Origin of the sequence: Limnohabitans rimovensis (SeqCode) (assembly GCF_965234775.1) — a bacterium.
Classification (GTDB): domain Bacteria; phylum Pseudomonadota; class Gammaproteobacteria; order Burkholderiales; family Burkholderiaceae_C; genus Limnohabitans; species Limnohabitans rimovensis.
This window is the reverse complement of sequence record NZ_OZ248566.1, coordinates 461,880-478,522: the sequence shown is the minus strand read 5'-3', so window position 1 is coordinate 478,522 and position 16,643 is coordinate 461,880. Positions and strand designations below refer to the sequence as shown.

Genomic DNA, 16,643 nt, shown 5'->3' with positions numbered 1-16,643 from the left:
TTATGTCTGGCAACTCAGCGCTCATTTTTGCGCTCGCTTGCGGTGTCATTGCCGTGATTTACGGCTTTTGGGCCCGTGCTTCCATTTTGTCCATGGATGCTGGAAATGCCCGCATGCAAGAAATTGCATCGGCCATTCAACAAGGTGCCGCCGCTTATTTGGCGCGTCAGTACCGCACCATCACCATCGTGGGTGTGGTGTTGGCCATTTTGATCGGGGTCTTTTTGGGCTCGCAAACCGCCATTGGTTTTGTCATTGGCGCACTGCTGTCCGGGGCTTGTGGCTTCATCGGCATGAATGTGTCGGTCAAGGCCAATGTGCGCACCGCACAAGCGGCCACCCACGGCATCGGTCCGGCTTTGGACGTGGCCTTCAAAGGCGGCGCCATCACCGGCATGCTGGTGGTGGGATTGGGCCTGCTGGGCGTGGGCGGCTTCTTTTGGTTTTTGGTTGGCAACGGCAACCTGACCCCCGATAAGAGCCTGGCCTCCTTGCTCAATCCCTTGATGGGATTTGCCTTTGGTTCCTCGTTGATCTCCATCTTCGCCCGTTTGGGTGGTGGCATCTTCACCAAAGGCGCTGACGTTGGCGCCGATTTGGTGGGCAAAGTCGAAGCCGGTATTCCCGAGGACGACCCGCGCAACCCCGCCGTGATCGCCGACAACGTCGGCGACAACGTCGGTGACTGCGCTGGCATGGCTGCCGACTTGTTCGAAACCTATGCGGTGACCTTGATTGCCACCATGGTCTTGGGTGCATTGATGGTGAATGCAGCCCCGATGGCAGCAGTGCTCTACCCCTTGGTGCTTGGCGGGGTGTCCATCATTGCCTCCATCATTGGTTGCTTTTTCGTCAAAGCCTCACCCGGCATGAAAAACGTCATGCCCGCCCTGTACAAGGGTCTGGCCGTGGCTGGCGTGCTGTCGTTGGTGGCGTTTTATTTCGTCACCAAGGCCATCATGCCCGACGACGCCTTGGGTGCTGGCACCCAAATTCGCCTGTGGGGCGCTTGTGCGGTCGGCTTGCTGTTGACCGCCGCTTTGGTGTGGGTCACCGAGTACTACACCGGCACCCAATACCCGCCGGTCAAACACATTGCACAAGCTTCCACCACTGGCCACGGCACCAACATCATTGCCGGCCTGGGCGTGTCCATGCGCTCCACCGCCTGGCCGGTGCTGATGGTGTGTGCAGGCATTTTGTCGGCCTACCAACTGGGCGAGTTGTATGGCATTGCCATCGCTGCTACCGCCATGCTCAGCATGGCCGGCATCGTGGTGGCCTTGGACGCCTACGGCCCCATCACCGACAACGCCGGTGGCATTGCCGAAATGGCCGAGCTGCCCAAGTCTGTGCGTGACGTGACCGACCCCTTGGATGCGGTGGGCAACACCACCAAGGCCGTGACCAAAGGCTACGCCATCGGTTCGGCCGGATTGGCCGCCCTGGTGCTGTTTGCCGACTACACCCACTCTTTGGAAAGCCGTGGCCTGGACGTGGCTTTCAGCTTGAGTGATCCGAAGGTGATCGTGGGCCTGTTCATCGGTGGCTTGATTCCCTACCTGTTTGGTGCCATGGCCATGGAAGCGGTGGGCCGTGCCGCGGGTTCGGTGGTGGTTGAAGTGCGCCGCCAATTTGCTGACGGTGACATCATGGCCGGCAAACGCAAGCCCGATTACAGCGCGGCCGTGGACATGCTGACCACTGCTGCCATCAAGGAAATGGTGGTGCCCTCACTGCTGCCCGTGGTGGTTCCCGTCATTGTGGGCCTGACTCTGGGCCCTGCCGCCTTGGGTGGTTTGCTCATGGGCACCATAGTGACCGGCCTGTTCGTGGCCATCTCCATGTGCACCGGCGGCGGTGCTTGGGACAACGCCAAAAAGTACATCGAAGATGGAAACTTTGGCGGCAAAGGCAGCGAAGCGCACAAAGCGGCTGTGACCGGTGATACCGTGGGCGACCCCTACAAAGACACCGCCGGTCCCGCCGTGAACCCGTTGATCAAGATCATCAACATCGTGGCCTTGCTGATTGTGCCCATCCTGCCTGGCAATAACACGCCCAAAGCCGCGCCAGCCCACGTGACCACGCCACCAGCGGTGGTGGCACCAGCGGCCAGCACCGCCACAGCGCCCACCTTGGCGCCTGCGGCTGAGGCTTCTGCGCCCGCCCCAGCAGCCAGCAAGTAAAACTGCTGCGCTCCCCAAAGACCCGCTTGCGCGGGTCTTTTTTTGCCTCGGGCACAATCAACGCATGGGTTCACGCACCATTCCTTTGATCGATCAGCGCCACCAAGGCCAGGCCTGGGATTTACCCATGCCCCTGGTTGCGCCGACGGGTCTGCTGCGGGACCAACGCCAGCGGCCTTTGCGCGATTTGCGCATCAGCGTCACCGACCGCTGCAACTTCCGCTGCAATTACTGCATGCCCAAAGAGGTGTTTGATAACAGCTACACCTACTTGCCCCAGTCCTCGCTGCTGAGCTTTGAAGAGATCACCCGGGTGGCGCGCCAATTTGTGGCCCATGGGGTGCAAAAAATTCGACTTACCGGCGGTGAGCCGCTGCTGCGCAAACACATCGAGGTGCTGGTGGCACAACTGTCTGAGCTGCACACACCCGATGGTTTGCCATTGGACCTGACATTGACCACCAACGGCTCTTTGCTGTCACGCAAGGCCCAAGCCTTGAAGCAAGCGGGCTTGAAACGCATCACCATCAGCCTGGACGGATTGAGCGACACCGTGTTTCGCCAAATGAACGATGTGGACTTTCCGGTCAGCGATGTGCTGAACGGCATCCAAGCAGCGGTCGATGCTGGCTTGGGCGTTGACGCCTCGGGCAGGCCCAGCGGCATCAAGATCAACATGGTGGTCAAGCGCCACACCAACCTGGGCGAAGTCTTGCCCATGGCGCGGCACTTTCTGGGCAGCGGCATGGCTTTGCGCTTCATTGAGTACATGGACGTGGGCGAAACCAATGGCTGGGCCATGGATGAGGTGGTCCCCTCGAAAGAATTGCTCCAATTGCTGCAAACCGAATTTCGATTGGTGTCCTTGTCGGCATCAACGTCTGGAGAGACCGCACAGCGTTGGGGCCATGCAGGAGCCGACGGCCAACACGACCCGGCCTTGGGTGAAGTGGGCTTCATCAGCAGTGTGACCCAGGCTTTTTGCGGTGACTGCAACCGGGCTCGCTTATCCACCGAAGGTCAGCTTTACCTGTGCCTGTTTGCGTCGCAGGGGCATGACTTGCGCAGCTTGGTGCGCCAAGGGGCCAGTGATGCACAACTCAGCGCGGCCATTGCTCAAATTTGGCATGGCCGCGACGACCGTTACTCCGAACTGCGCGGCGCCCAACAAGGCCCCTCGGGCAGCGGGCTCAAGCGCGTCGAGATGAGCTACATCGGGGGCTGAGGCCCAGCTCTGAACCTGACCGCAGCCTACCAGCACGCCCAAGCATGACCCACAGCATCGCCTCGCAAGACATCACTGGTCTGGTTTTGGCCGGTGGGCGGGGTTCGCGCATGGGTGGGGTGGACAAAGGTTTACAAAATTTTCAAGGTCTCCCCCTGGCTTTGCACACTTTGATGCGCCTGAGCCCCCAAGTGGGCGAAACCATGATCAATGCCAACCGCAACTTGGCCGCTTACGAGGCTTTTGGCGCACCAGTGTGGCCCGACACCTTGAGTGACCATGCCGGCCCCTTGGCCGGTTTTTTGACTGGCTTGGAGCGCTGCGAAACCCCTTACCTGTTGACTGTGCCCTGCGATACGCCCTGGTTCCCCACCGACTTGGCCGAGCGCATGGCCCAGGCCTTGAGCGGGTCAGACCAGGCCATCGCCATGGCCAGCGGCTTAGAAACCGATCCAGATGGCCAAACCCAACTGCGCACCCAACCGGTGTTTTGCCTGCTGCCGGTGTCCTTGCTCGAAAGCTTGGCGCGCTTTACCCAAGGTGGAGGGCGAAAAATTGACCAATGGACCGCCCAACACCCCACGGTATTGGTGCCCTTCAACCAAGCCCATGACGACCCGCGCGCATTTGCCAACGCCAACACCCTGGCCGAACTGCAGCGGCTGTCCAGTTAGCCGGGCATGGTGATGAAGTCACTGGCGCAAATCGCCGCTGCCCTGGAAGGCTATGACCCGCAAGCCCTGTCAGTGCCACAGGTTCAGGCTTTTTTAGAGCAACTCGCACCCTTGCGGCATGACGGCCCTGTAGAGACCTTGCCGGTCATGACCGCGGGTGAACGCATCTTGGCCCGCGATGTGGTGTCCCCCGTCGATGTCCCGCCCCACGACAACTCGGCCATGGATGGCTTTGCTTTCACCGGTTCGGACCTGTCCGCCACCGAGCCAACGGTGCTGCAATGCGTGGGCCACGCCCTGGCGGGCGCGGCCTGGGCCGGTCCGCCGCCCAAGACGGGTCAATGCCTGCGCATCACCACCGGGGCCATCATGCCTGCTGGGTTGGACACCGTGGTAGCGCATGAAATGGTGCAGGTTCAAGGCGAGCGCATCACCATTCCCTTAGGACGGGTACACACCGGCGACAACCGGCGTTTGCGTGGCGAAGACATTGCCCAAGGACAAGCCGCCCTGCGCCAAGGCCAACGGCTCACCCCAGCGGCCTGGGGCTTGTTGGCCAGCTTGGGGCTGCCCGAGGTGGCTGTGCGCCAGCGCCTGCGGGTAGCCTACTTCTCGACCGGCGACGAAATTTTGAGCCTCGGCCAGGTACCCCGTGAGGGCGCGGTGTACGACAGCAACCGCTACACAGTTTGTGGCTTGCTGCAGCGCATGGGCTGCGAATGGATTGACCTCGGCGTGGTGCCTGACGACCCCCAACGCCTGCGCGCCGCCTTTGAAGAAGCCGCCCAGCGGGCAGACGCCATCATCACCAGTGGCGGTGTGAGCGTGGGCGAAGCCGACCACACCAAGGCCTTGATGCGCGAACTCGGTGACGTGGACTTTTGGCGCATTGCCATGCGCCCGGGCCGCCCGATGGCGGTGGGTCGCATGGGCCAGACCCTGATGTTTGGCCTGCCGGGCAACCCGGTGGCGGTGATGGTCACGTTTTTGGCCTTCGTGCGCCCTGCCCTGTGGCGCATGATGGGCTGCACTGATGCACCCCCCCTGCTGGTGCGGGCACAAAGCCAGCAAGCCATGCGCAAAAAAGCGGGGCGCACCGAATACCAACGTGGGGTGGTCAGCCGCTCAGACAACGGGGCATTGCAAGTGCGCACCACCGGCAACCAAGGCTCGGGCGTGCTCAGCTCCATGGTGCAAGGCAATGCCTTGATCGTGTTGCACCACGACCAAGGCCATGTCGCCGTCGGCGACCCGGTGGATGTGATGCTGTTTGACGGCGCGATTTGAGCGCCGTCAAGCGCAGGCGGGAATCAGGCCGGGTCGTGGCCTGGCTCGTGGATCACCGTGGTGATGGCGCCCGGCGTGGACTTGCGGGCAAACAAGGTGTACATGGTGGGCACCACAAAAATGGTCAGCAAAGTGCCCAGCGACATGCCGCCCACAATCACCCAACCAATTTGACGCCGGCTTTCGGCACCGGCACCCGTGGCCATGGCCAGCGGAATGGCCCCCAGCACCATGGCGCCAGTGGTCATCAAAATGGGGCGCAAACGCATGGTGGCAGCCTCTTTGACCGCCACCATGGTGCTCTTGCCCTTGCCGCGCATTTGGTTGGAAAACTCCACAATCAAAATGCCGTGCTTGGTGATCAATCCCACCAAGGTGATCAGGCCAATTTGGCTGAACACATTGAGCGACCCCCCCGACCACTTGAGCGCGAGCAAGGCACCCACCATGGACAAAGGGACCGATAGCAAGATCACAAACGGATCCACAAAGCTTTCAAACTGAGCGGCCAAGACCAAAAAGATGAACAACAAAGCCAGCACAAACACCAAGGCCAAGGAGCCCGATGACTCGACAAACTCACGCGAAGTGCCGTTCAAGTCGGTGGAATAGCCGGGCTTGAGCACCTTTTTAGACACATCCTTCATGAACACCAAGGCTTCACCCAAAGAGTAATTGGGGGCCAAATTGGCGGTGATGGTGGCACTGCGGCGCTGGCTGAAGTGGTTCAGCTCACGCGGCACCACCACCTCTTTGATTTTGACCAAAGCCGACAAGGGAATCATGGCCTCATTGCGGCCCCGCACGAAAATCTTTTCAATGTCATTGGGGGTGTCGCGACCAGTTGCAGTGGTTTGCACCACCACTTCATACTGCTCACCTTCGCGCTTGTAACGGGTGACGTTGCGCCCTCCCATCATGGTCTCGACCGCGCGGGCAATGGCGTCCACGGGCACGCCCATGTCAGCGGCGCGCTCGCGGTCCACCTCCATGCTGATCTCCGGCTTGTTCAAACGCAAATCAGTGTCAACACTGACGATGCCAGGATTTTTGGCAATTTCTTCCTGGTACTGGCGCACCACCTGCGACAGGTTTTGGTAACTGTCGGAAGTCAGAATAACGAAGTTAAGGGGGCGTTCTCGAAAGCCTTGCCCCAGTGAGGGCGGCGTGATGGGGAATGCCGTGACACCCGGCATGCTCGCCACAAAGGGGGTGATTTCCCGCGCCACATCCATGGTGGTGCGGCTGCGCTCCTCCCACGGCAAGCCCCTGAAAAACACATTCCCTTGGGCCACAGTGGGATTGCCCACCACGGTGAAGATGCGGTCAAAGTCAGCCTGGTAGCGCGCACCTATTTTCTCCAAGGCTTCGGCGTACTTCATGGTGTAGTTCATCGTGGCGCCATCGGGCCCGTTGATCACCGTCAGAATCACACCCCGGTCTTCCATGGGGGAAAGCTCGCTCTTGGTTTGCATGAACAAAACCACCGTGCCCACGGCAGCCGAGAGCATGATGCCCACCACAAACCAGCGGCGCGAAAACCGCAAAAAACCCAATTTGGCATCGCCCAAGGTCCAGCCCAGCATCCGGCTGTAACCGTTTTCAAGACCGCGCAACAGCACTTCCATCTTGCTGTCAAACCAGTTGTGCTTTTCGGTGTGCTTGAGCAACTTGGAGCACATCATGGGCGACAAGGTCAGGGCCACAAAGCCCGACACGATCACCGAACCGGCCAAAGCCAAGGCAAACTCCGCAAACAATCGGCCCGTGCGTCCCGGGGTGAAGGCCAGGGGCGCAAACACCGCAGCCAAGGTCAAGGTCATGGACACCACCGCAAAGGCAATCTCTTTGGAGCCCACGATGGCGCCTTGGAAGGGCGTCATGCCCTCTTCAATGTGGCGGTAAATGTTCTCCAGCACCACAATGGAGTCGTCCACCACCAAGCCAATGGCCAGCACCAAGGCCAGCATGGTCAGCGAATTGATGGAGAAGCCAAACAAGGCCATCATCGAAAAAGTACCGATCAACGCCACTGGGATGGTGACCAGTGGAATGATGGAAGCGCGGAAGGTGCGCAGGAAAAAGAAAATCACCAACGCCACCAACACCACGGCTTCCAGAATCGTTGTGTAAACGGCCTTGATGGACCGGTCAATGAACACCGAGTTGTCATTGGCCACATCGATCTCAATGCCTGGGGGCAGGTTGTCCTTGATCTTGGGGATCATGGCGCGCACAGCGGCGCTCAATTCCAAGGGGTTGGCGGTGGCATTGCGAATCACGCCCAGTGTGATCGCATCGCGACCGTTCAACCGGGTAGCGGTGCGCTCAGACAAGGGGCCTTGGGCCACCCGGGCCACATCTTTGATGCGCACCGGCATGCCATTGACCAACTTGATGGTGATCTCGCCAAATTCAGTGGGCTTTTGCAAATCGGTGGCAGCGGTCACATTGAACTCGCGCAAATTGCTTTCAATGCGGCCTGCGGGCACCTCAAGGTTAGATCGGCGCAAAGCGTCTTCCACGTCTTGGGTGGTCAACTTGAAAGCGGCCAAACGATCGGGGTCAATCCAAATGCGCATCGAGTATTTGCGCTCGCCAAACACCCGCACATCAGAGGCACCCGGCGCGGTTTGCATCATGGGCTTGGCCACGCGGTTGGCCAATTCGCTCAGCTGCAAAGGATCCAAGGTGTCAGAGCTGAAGGCGAGCCAAATCACTGGGAAGGCGTCGGCCTCAACCTTGGCGATCACCGGTTCATCAATGCCCTGCGGCAAGCGCTGGCGCACCCGCGAGACCTTGTCGCGCACATCGGCTGCGGCCGAGTCGGGCTCGCGGGAGAGAACAAACTTGACGGTGATTTGGCTTTGCTCTTGGCGGCTGATGGAGGTGATGACGTCCACCCCCTCGATGCCCGACAGCGAGTCCTCCAACACCTTCGTGACTTGGGACTCCACCACCGTGGAGGATGCGCCCACGTACTTGGTTTCCACCGTGACCACCGGGTTGTCGATCTTGGGGTACTCGCGCACCGTGAGCCGGTTGAAGGACACCCAGCCCAACAACACAATCAACAAAGAGAGCACCGTCGCAAAAACCGGGCGTCTGATCGATATTTCAGGGAGTTGCATGCCAGGACCTCAAAACGTTTGGATCAACGAGAAACAGCCGGTGCGGCGGGTGGAGCCGCGGGAGAGGCCGCGGCTGCAGGTGCAGCAGCAGGCGCCGCCGGCGTGGAAGGTGCGCCGGGTGCACCCGGTGCCGCTGGCATTCCAGGTGCGCCAGCAGGCGGCTTGCCACCAGGGCCACCCGGCCGACCCAGCTCGACCACGCGCACCGCTGTGCCGTCTTTTTGCAATCGCTGCTGGCCGGCCAACACCACCGTGTCACCTTCGGCCAAGCCGGTCAATATTTCCACCTGCCCCGGTCGGCGAATGCCAATGGTCACTTCCACACGTTTGGAAACCCACTTGGTATCGGGAGGTAAGGCGCCCAAGTTTTCCATGGTGCTGGGCTCCACCAGTTTGAACACAAATTGCCGCCCGGCTTGGGGAACGATGGCTTCTTCTGGCACGGCCAAGGCCTCGGGTTTGAAAGCAAACACCGCGGTGACGCGGGCAAACATGCCCGGGCGCAATGGGCCGGAGGGGGCAGCTGCGGGCAATTCAGATACCCGGCTGGCCAATATATTGGGAGGGCAACCCGAAGGCAACGGGGCCGCCACAGCCACTGGCGCTGCCACTGGGCTGGGTGCTGACGCTGCCGGGGTGCGGGCGGCACCACCACCCATGGGCGCACCGGCCTTGCTCGCGGAACCGGCTGCGGCCCCAGGCGCTGAACCTTTAGCGGCACCCGCACCGCCTTTTCCACCACCGGGAGGCAAAGAAGCCTCACCGGACGTGTTGGCCATGACAGCACGCACACCAATCGAGCGGCCATTGGCATCGATCAGCGGATCCACCGCCTCCACTTTGGCCTTGAACATGCGACCGGGCATGGCATCGATGTCGAGTTCGACCACTTGACCGGCCACCACCTTGCCCTGGTTGCGCTCGGGCAAGCGAAAGTCCACATACAAAGTGCCAATGTCTTCCAGGTTGATCAAATCTGCGCCGTCTTTGACATAGTCGCCGATGTTGACGTTGCGAATGCCCACAGTGCCCGAAAACGGGGCAATGATGCGCATACGGTCCAGCCGCGCACAGGACAAGGCCAACTGGGCTTGCGCCACTTGCAAGCTCGCACCGCTTTCATCGAGCACGCGTTGAGCGACAAAGTTTTGCGCCACCAAGTCTTGGTTGCGTTTGTGGTTGGCACTGGCGATCGACACCTGGGCCAAAGACTGCTGCACCTCGGCGCGTTGCAAGGTGTCATCCAATTGCACCAGCAATTGACCGGCGCGCACACGGTTGCCGTCGGTGAAGCCCAAGGCCAACACACGACCAGCCACCTCGGGGCGCAACATCACGTTTTGGCGTGAGCGCAAGGTGCCCACGGTTTGCGCATCGTCGCGGATGCTGATTTTGCTGACCTGGGTCACTTCCACTCCCATGGCACGCGGACCGCCTGGTGCGCCGCCCCCTGGGCCAGTTGCACCCGGCGCTCCACCACCCGCGGGTGCAGGCCCGGCAGCGGATTTGAAGTTAACGATATCCGAGATGGACTTGCCAGGTTGCTGGAGCCACCAGGCAGCGCCGGAGGCCGCTGCAATGCCAATGACCGCCACCAAGGGGTAAATGATTTTTGTTGCCATGTCTCAGAATGTTGGAAAAGACAGATTTCAGAAATAAGCGCTGATTGTGGGGTAAATCCGCAGGCTCTGAATCCAGCCACGCCGATAAAGACGATCACCCAGCTGTCACATAGATGACATCACCGAATCCACGCCGCAGTTGGCCAATTGATCGGCCCGCTCATTGCCAGGGTTTCCGGAATGGCCTTTGACCCAGCGCCAATCAATGGCGTGGCCCGATTGGTGAACCACATCGTCGAGCATTTGCCACAAATCCACATTTTTCACCGGTTGCTTGGCCGCTGTGCGCCAGCCACGCGCCTTCCAACCAGCGATCCATTCGGTTATGCCCTTGCGCACATACTCGCTGTCCAAATGCAACACCACCGCGCAGGGTTGGTTCAAAGCGCGCAAAGCCTCGATCACCGCCATCAACTCCATGCGGTTGTTGGTGGTCAGGCTTTCCCCACCAAAAATCTCTTTTTCGCGCCCCGCGCTGATCAGCACCGCGCCCCACCCCCCGGGGCCAGGGTTGCCTTTGCAAGCGCCGTCGGTGTAAATCTCAACCGACTTCATGAGGCACCTCGCTGCTTTGTCGCTGACTGGTGGCAGGGCGGGTTTTGGCTGTGCTGGTTTGGCGCACCGCCGCCGCCCCTGGACGCCGCCATGTGGCCCCCAACAGGCGCATGCCGTGCACCCGTTTGATCGCCACCAAGAAATAGGCAGCCCCCAAAATCGGCCACCAGCGGTCGCCCGCCGGGTCCATCCAGGACCAGCGCTGCAGCCAGACCTGTTTGTCCAAGGCGGGGCGGTAAATGCCAAATCCGCCGCTTTCGACCTGAAAGCTCAGCAATTTCAGCCAATCGCGCAGTCGCCAATAAGCCATCCAATCCGAGACCTCGGGGACAAATTGATCTGTGGCACCCCAACGCTTGAACCAACGCGTTCTTTGCTGGCGCAAGCCCCACAAACTCATCGGGTTGAGCCCTGATATCACCAACCGACCTTCGGGAACCAAAACCCGCTCGACTTCGCGCAGCGTGGTATGGGGGTCCAGGCTGGTTTCCAGACCATGGGGCAGCACCACCAAGTCCAAAGATTGATCGGGGAACGGCAAGGCCACGGATTCGGTGACAAAAACCGAGCGCTTAGCCCCCGGATCTTGGGCTTGCTGGGGTTGCGCCAACCACAGGGCGAGGTCGGCATGGTTGCGGCAGGCCATCCAGCGGTGGGGCATGCGGTTGTGGCGCAAGGTATCGATGTGTGGCAAACCCAGTTGCAAGGCGTGGTAACCAAACACATCGCCGACCACGCGGTCAAACTGCGTTTGCTGCCAATCCAACAGATATTGACCGGGTGGGCTTTGCCACCAAGCGTTCAATCCAGGGGTTTCTATAATTTGAAGCTCCATGCAACTGACACCACTGCCCGCTTTCAACGACAACTACCTGTGGCTGTGGCATGACAGCACCCGCGCGGTGGTGGTGGATCCGGGTGACGGTGAGGTGGTGATGCAGGCTTTGGCCCGATCACAACTCCACCTCGACGCCATTTTAGTCACCCACCACCATGCGGACCACACCGGGGGCGTGAACCTGCTGCGGCAAGCCACTCAGGCTGTGGTTTACGGGCCCGCGGGTGAAAACATCCCAGGCCCCTATGTGGCCCTGTCGGACGGTGACCACTTTGATTGGCAGGGACAGCGCATCGAGGTCATCGATGTGCCCGGCCACACCGCGGGCCACATTGCCTACTTTGCCCCTGGCCAAGACGATGCCCCCCTGCTGTTTTGCGGCGACACCTTGTTTTCTGGGGGCTGCGGTCGCTTGTTTGAAGGCACAGCGGCCCAAATGCTGAGCAGCTTGGACCGCCTGGCTGCCCTGCCGGGTGCCACCCGGGTGTGCTGCGCCCACGAATACACCTTGTCCAACTTGCGCTTTGCGCTGGCCGTAGAACCCCTCAATGCAGATTTGCTGGCGTACCATGCGCGCTGTCAGCAAACGCGTGCCAATGGGCAGCCGACACTGCCCTCCACCCTGAGCCAGGAGCTGGCCATCAACCCTTTTATGCGCAGCCGCCAAGCCTCGGTGGTGCAAGCGGTGCAGCAACGCAGCCCCGGTGCCGACGATGAAGTGGCGGTATTTGCCCAATTGCGCGAATGGAAAAACCAATTTTGATCAATCGACTGTTTTTGCTGCTGGCCACCGCCTGTGTGACCACCGCTTGTGTCACGCCACCGCCCACACAAGTTGCCACAGATGAGGTCCCACCGATCGCGGCCGTGCCCTGGCGCGAACTCACCCCAGTCTTGGTCGACAAGCCCGCCGCCAACCCTGTCTCGACCGTGTTGAGCCCCTTGACCCCCTCCTCCGAGTCCAGTCCCTCCACAGTGCCACGCATGGACCTGCCCGTGGATTTGTGGGACCGCATCCGACGCGGCTTTGCCATGCCCGACCTGAACCACCCCCTGTCGCAAGACCGCACCCAGTGGTATGCGGCCCGGGGCGACTATTTGCAGCGCATGACCGACCGGTCAAGCAAATACCTCTACCACATCGTGGAAGAAATTGAACGCCGCGGCATGCCCACCGAGCTGGCCTTGCTGCCCTTTATAGAGAGCGCTTTCAATCCCCAAGCCGTCTCGACCGCACGGGCCACTGGCATGTGGCAGTTCATGCCGGCCACCGGCAAAAGCTTTGATCTCAAGCAAAACGCGTTTCGCGACGACCGGCGCGATGTGCTGGCTTCGACCCGTGCTGCTTTGGATTACCTGCAAAGGTTGTACAACATGTTTGGCGACTGGCACCTGGCCTTGGCCGCCTACAACTGGGGCGAGGGCAATGTGGGCAAGGCATTGGCGCGCAATCAGCGCAGCCAACTGGGCCTGTCCTACACCGACTTGAACATGCCCAATGAGACCCGCTATTACGTGCCCAAGTTGCAAGCGGTGAAAAACATTGTGGCCATGCCGCAGTTGTATAACCTGCAATTGCCCCACATCCCCAACCACCCCTATTTTCAAACGGTGCCCCTGACGCGGGATATTGACGTCACCTTGGCGGCCAAACTGGCTGACATCTCGGTGGAGGACTTCAAGTCGCTCAACCCCTCGGCCCACCGGCCCGTGCTGTTGGCTGCAGGCACCCCCCAATTGCTGCTGCCTTGGGACAACGCTGAAATTTTCATGCGCAACTTTGCCCAACATGGTGAAGCGCGCATGGCCAGTTGGACCGCTTGGGTGACCCCGCACAGCATCAAAGTGGCTGAAGCGGCCAAACGTGCGGGAATGCCTGAGGCCGATTTCCGCGCCCTCAACGGCATTCCGCCCCACATGTTGATCAAGTCTGGCTCTGCCCTGCTGGTGCCACGCACCGCCCGCATGGAAGATGACGTTTCCCCGGCCATCGCCGATAACGGGCGCTTGGACCTGTCCCCCGAGGCGCAACTCAGGCGGCTGACGGTCAAAGCCAAGCCGCAAGACAACCTGGATGCAGTGGCTGCGCGCTACAAAGTGAGTGCGGCGCAATTGGCCGAGTGGAACAAGCTCAGCCCTCGCAGTCCGCTCAAAGCCGGCCAAACGCTGGTGGTGTATGTGGCGGCCAAACCTGGCGCTGCCAAAGGCCAAACCAAGGCCCAAGCGAAGAAAAAACCAACGGGAAAATCGGGCACCGAGGTGCAAACCGCCAAAGCCCGCTAAATTCGCTCCGGGTTTTGCCACCAAGGCAAGGCATTTCAGAGCCGTTCGTTTTCTGCGCTGCGTGGCTGCCACACCATCAAGTGGCGCTCCAAGCGCCCCACGGCCCCATCGAGCAACAGGGCAAAAGTAGTCAAAATGGTGATGCCTGCAAACACCGTGTTGATATCGAAGGTCCCTTCAGCTTGTTGGATCAAATAACCCACACCCCGCGCTGAACCCAGGTACTCACCCACCACGGCCCCCACAAAAGCCAGGCCCACCGAGGTGTGCAAGCTGGAGAAAACCCAGCTCGTGGCGCTGGGCAAATAAACCGTGCGCAACAGTTGTTTTTGCTTCGCGCCCAGCATGCGCGCATTGGCCAACAAAACCGGGCTGACCTCGCGCACGCCTTGGTACACATTGAAAAACACAATGAAAAACACCAAGGTCACGGCCAGCGCGACCTTGCTCCAAATACCCAGGCCAAACCACATGGCGAAGATGGGTGCCAAGATCACCCGAGGCATCGCATTGGCGGCCTTGATGTAGGGGTCCAAGATGGCGCTGGCCAAGGGGCTCAGCGCCAACCACAAGCCACACACCAAGCCCAGCAAGGTGCCCAAGCCGAATGCCAACACGGTCTCGAGCAGGGTCACGCCCAAATGGATATAAATGTCAGCCCGGCCCTTGAGCCCATCTGGAAAGAAAAAGTTGGGGGGCAGGTCGATGGGCGCAAACCAACTCCACACCCGGCCCATGACCTGCACCGGGTTGCCCAGAAAAAAAGCCATCTTGGGGTCTTGGCTGGCCCATTGCCACAGGGCCAACACCGCCACCAACAGGCCCACTTGCCACCAGCGCAAATTCGATTCTTGGGGTTTGATCAGGGACCACATGGTGGTGTTGCCTCAGGCTTTGCGCAATTGCTGGGCATAGCCCTTGAGGACTTCGTCGCGCAGCAACTCCCAAATTTGTCCGTGCAATGCATTGAAACGCGCTTGCGAGCGCACCTCGGCCACATGGCGGGGCCGAGGCAAGTCAATTTGAAACTCGCCGATGGGGTGCGTGGCCGGCCCGGCCGACAAAACCACCACCCGGTCGCTCATGGCAATGGCTTCGTCCAAGTCGTGGGTGATGAAGAGCACGGCCTTTTTTTTACGCGACCAGAGTTCGAGCACCTCGGTTTCCATCAATTGCCGGGTTTGAATGTCCAGGGCGGAGAACGGTTCGTCCATCAAAATGATATCGGGGTCAAGCACCAGGGTTTGGGCCAAAGCCACGCGCTTGCGCATGCCCCCGGAGAGCTGGTGCGGATAGCGGTCTTCGAAACCCGACAAACCCACGCGCGCGAGCCAATCCAGGGCCAATTGCTGCGCGGCTTGAGCCTCGGTGTGGTGGTACTGCAAACCCAGCAACACATTGTCCAAAGCGCTGCGCCAAGGCATCAGGGCTTCGGTTTGAAACATATAGCCCGCACGGGCATTGATGCCCTGCAGCACTTGCCCGAAAACACGCACCTCACCCAGACTGGGCGTAAGCAAACCAGCCGCCACATTGAGCAAGGTCGATTTGCCACAGCCCGTGGGGCCCACCACCGAGACAAATTCACCCGGTTGAACAAGCAAAGACGTATCGGCCACCGCGGTGTATGCGGGTTCCGCCGGGGAACGGGGGCGAAAGGTGCAAGAGATGTTGCACAGCTCGAGCGCGGGGGTGTCCATCAGGGCGTATTCACACGCGAATGGGTCATGCAAAGCACCTTAGGCTTTGAACTTGTCCTTGGCGCGGCGGGCAAAGTCGTTGGTGAAGGTTTTGGACAAGTCAATTTTGTCGGCCTTGAGCGTTTCATCAAAGCTGGCCAAGGCCTTGAGCGCGGTCTTGGTGCCTTCAGGCGGGATGATGCCATCGGGGCTCAAGGCCTCGCGAATTTTGTCAAACGAGGCCAAATACAGGGCCCGGTCGCCCAACAAATAACTTTCGGGCACGGTTTTCAAAATATCCGATGGGCCTGCGGTCTGCAGCCATTTCAAGCCGCGCACGATGGCGTTTGCCAAGGCTTGGCAGGTGTTGGGGTTTTGTGCGAGGTAGTCGGCCGGTGCATACAGGCAAGCGGCCGGCATGGGGCCACCAAACACCTCGACTGTGCCCTTGATGGTGCGGGTGTCGGAGATGATCTTCACATCCCCTTTTTGCTCCAGCATGGTCATCACCGGGTCGATGTTGCTGATGGCGTCGATTTGACCGCTGCGCATGGCCGACAAAGCACCCGCTGACGTGCCCACGCCGATGAAGCTGACGTCACTGGCCTTGAGGCCGGCGCGCGACAAAATCAGGTTGGCCACCATATTGGTCGATGAACCCGGCGCTGAAACACCCATTTTTTTACCGCGCAAATCAGCCAGGGTTTTGTATTGCGGCATGGTTTTGGTGGACACCCCAATGGCAATTTGGGGGGCTCTTCCTTGCAGCACAAAAGCTTTGAAGATTTGGGATTTGCCTTGCAAATTGATGGTGTGCTCATAGGCCCCAGAGCACACATCGGCCGACCCACCGACCACTGCCCGCAAAGCCTGGGTGCCACCGGCAAAATCGCTGATTTCCACCTCCAAGCCCTCAGCCTTGAAGTAGCCCAATTGCTCGGCCAGGGTCAATGGCAAATAATAAAAAGAGGCTTTGCCGCCAACCGCAATGGACACCTTGGTTTTTTCAAGTTTGCCGTTTTGGGCCTGTGCCCCAGACCAGGCCAAGCCCAAGCCTGCCCAAGCGGTGGCACGGATGATTTGTCGGCGGTTGAGTTCAAAAGCGTTCATGGGCTGGACTTTTAAAAATGGTCAGCAGGGCGAGTGAAAAGCATAGCCCT

Annotated in this window: 13 protein-coding genes; 6 read left to right on the top strand and 7 right to left on the bottom strand. The window is 60.1% G+C overall.

Going from position 1 to position 16,643, the window contains the following annotated elements; translation table 11 throughout:
• The first annotated feature begins 2 nt into the window (after positions 1-2).
• The 4 genes from AC8GFZ_RS11135 (at position 3) to moeA (ending at position 5,375) form a co-directional block, all read left to right on the top strand.
• Positions 3-2,189 carry a sodium-translocating pyrophosphatase gene (locus tag AC8GFZ_RS11135; protein ID WP_506644950.1) on the top strand — a complete coding sequence of 729 codons (2,187 nt, stop codon included), beginning with the start codon at positions 3-5 and terminating at the stop codon, positions 2,187-2,189.
• A gap of 64 nt (positions 2,190-2,253) precedes the next feature.
• The gene (moaA, locus tag AC8GFZ_RS11130) at positions 2,254-3,414 is read left to right on the top strand and encodes a GTP 3',8-cyclase MoaA (RefSeq protein WP_506644949.1); all 1,161 of its coding nucleotides are present in this window, start codon (positions 2,254-2,256) and stop codon (positions 3,412-3,414) included.
• 44 nt (positions 3,415-3,458) lie between these two features.
• Positions 3,459-4,088, top strand: a complete 630-nt coding sequence (mobA, locus tag AC8GFZ_RS11125; RefSeq protein ID WP_506644948.1) for a molybdenum cofactor guanylyltransferase MobA — start codon at positions 3,459-3,461, stop codon at positions 4,086-4,088.
• A gap of 12 nt (positions 4,089-4,100) precedes the next feature.
• Entirely contained in the window at positions 4,101-5,375 is a 1,275-nt protein-coding gene (gene moeA, locus AC8GFZ_RS11120; RefSeq protein ID WP_506644947.1) for a molybdopterin molybdotransferase MoeA, read from the top strand.
• 23 nt (positions 5,376-5,398) lie between these two features.
• Here the strand turns inward: moeA and AC8GFZ_RS11115 are convergent, their stop codons facing one another.
• From AC8GFZ_RS11115 to AC8GFZ_RS11100, 4 genes are all read right to left on the bottom strand, one after another.
• Positions 5,399-8,506, bottom strand: coding sequence for an efflux RND transporter permease subunit (locus AC8GFZ_RS11115; RefSeq protein ID WP_506644946.1), 3,108 nt, complete (start codon positions 8,504-8,506; stop codon positions 5,399-5,401).
• 23 nt (positions 8,507-8,529) lie between these two features.
• Positions 8,530-10,128, bottom strand: a complete 1,599-nt coding sequence (locus AC8GFZ_RS11110) for an efflux RND transporter periplasmic adaptor subunit (RefSeq protein ID WP_506644945.1) — start codon at positions 10,126-10,128, stop codon at positions 8,530-8,532.
• Positions 10,129-10,233: 105 nt separating this feature from the next.
• Positions 10,234-10,683: a ribonuclease HI gene (gene rnhA / locus AC8GFZ_RS11105; RefSeq protein WP_506644944.1), complete on the bottom strand. Its 450-nt coding sequence runs from the start codon at positions 10,681-10,683 to the stop codon at positions 10,234-10,236.
• Positions 10,670-11,518, bottom strand: a complete 849-nt coding sequence (locus AC8GFZ_RS11100) for a class I SAM-dependent methyltransferase (RefSeq protein ID WP_506644943.1) — start codon at positions 11,516-11,518, stop codon at positions 10,670-10,672. Before AC8GFZ_RS11100 ends, rnhA begins: the two co-directional genes overlap by 14 nt.
• Between AC8GFZ_RS11100 and gloB the strand changes: the two genes are divergently transcribed.
• Both gloB and AC8GFZ_RS11090 read left to right on the top strand, forming a co-directional pair.
• Complete coding sequence (gloB, locus tag AC8GFZ_RS11095; RefSeq protein ID WP_506644942.1) at positions 11,517-12,284, top strand: hydroxyacylglutathione hydrolase; 768 nt, start codon at positions 11,517-11,519, stop codon at positions 12,282-12,284. The genes AC8GFZ_RS11100 and gloB overlap by 2 nt on opposite strands.
• Positions 12,266-13,804, top strand: coding sequence for a transglycosylase SLT domain-containing protein (locus AC8GFZ_RS11090; RefSeq protein ID WP_506644941.1), 1,539 nt, complete (start codon positions 12,266-12,268; stop codon positions 13,802-13,804). Before gloB ends, AC8GFZ_RS11090 begins: the two co-directional genes overlap by 19 nt.
• Positions 13,805-13,839: 35 nt before the next feature.
• On the opposite strand, the gene AC8GFZ_RS11085 is transcribed toward AC8GFZ_RS11090, so the two are convergent.
• The 3 genes from AC8GFZ_RS11085 to AC8GFZ_RS11075 are packed head-to-tail and all read right to left on the bottom strand — an operon-like array spanning position 13,840 to position 16,593.
• Positions 13,840-14,679, bottom strand: coding sequence for an ABC transporter permease (locus AC8GFZ_RS11085; RefSeq protein WP_506644940.1), 840 nt, complete (start codon positions 14,677-14,679; stop codon positions 13,840-13,842).
• Between the two features lie 12 nt (positions 14,680-14,691).
• On the bottom strand, positions 14,692-15,504 hold the full coding sequence (locus tag AC8GFZ_RS11080) for an ABC transporter ATP-binding protein (RefSeq protein ID WP_506644939.1): 813 nt from the start codon (positions 15,502-15,504) through the stop codon (positions 14,692-14,694).
• Between the two features lie 39 nt (positions 15,505-15,543).
• Positions 15,544-16,593 carry an ABC transporter substrate-binding protein gene (locus AC8GFZ_RS11075; protein ID WP_506644938.1) on the bottom strand — a complete coding sequence of 350 codons (1,050 nt, stop codon included), beginning with the start codon at positions 16,591-16,593 and terminating at the stop codon, positions 15,544-15,546.
• Between the last annotated feature and the right edge of the window lie 50 nt (positions 16,594-16,643).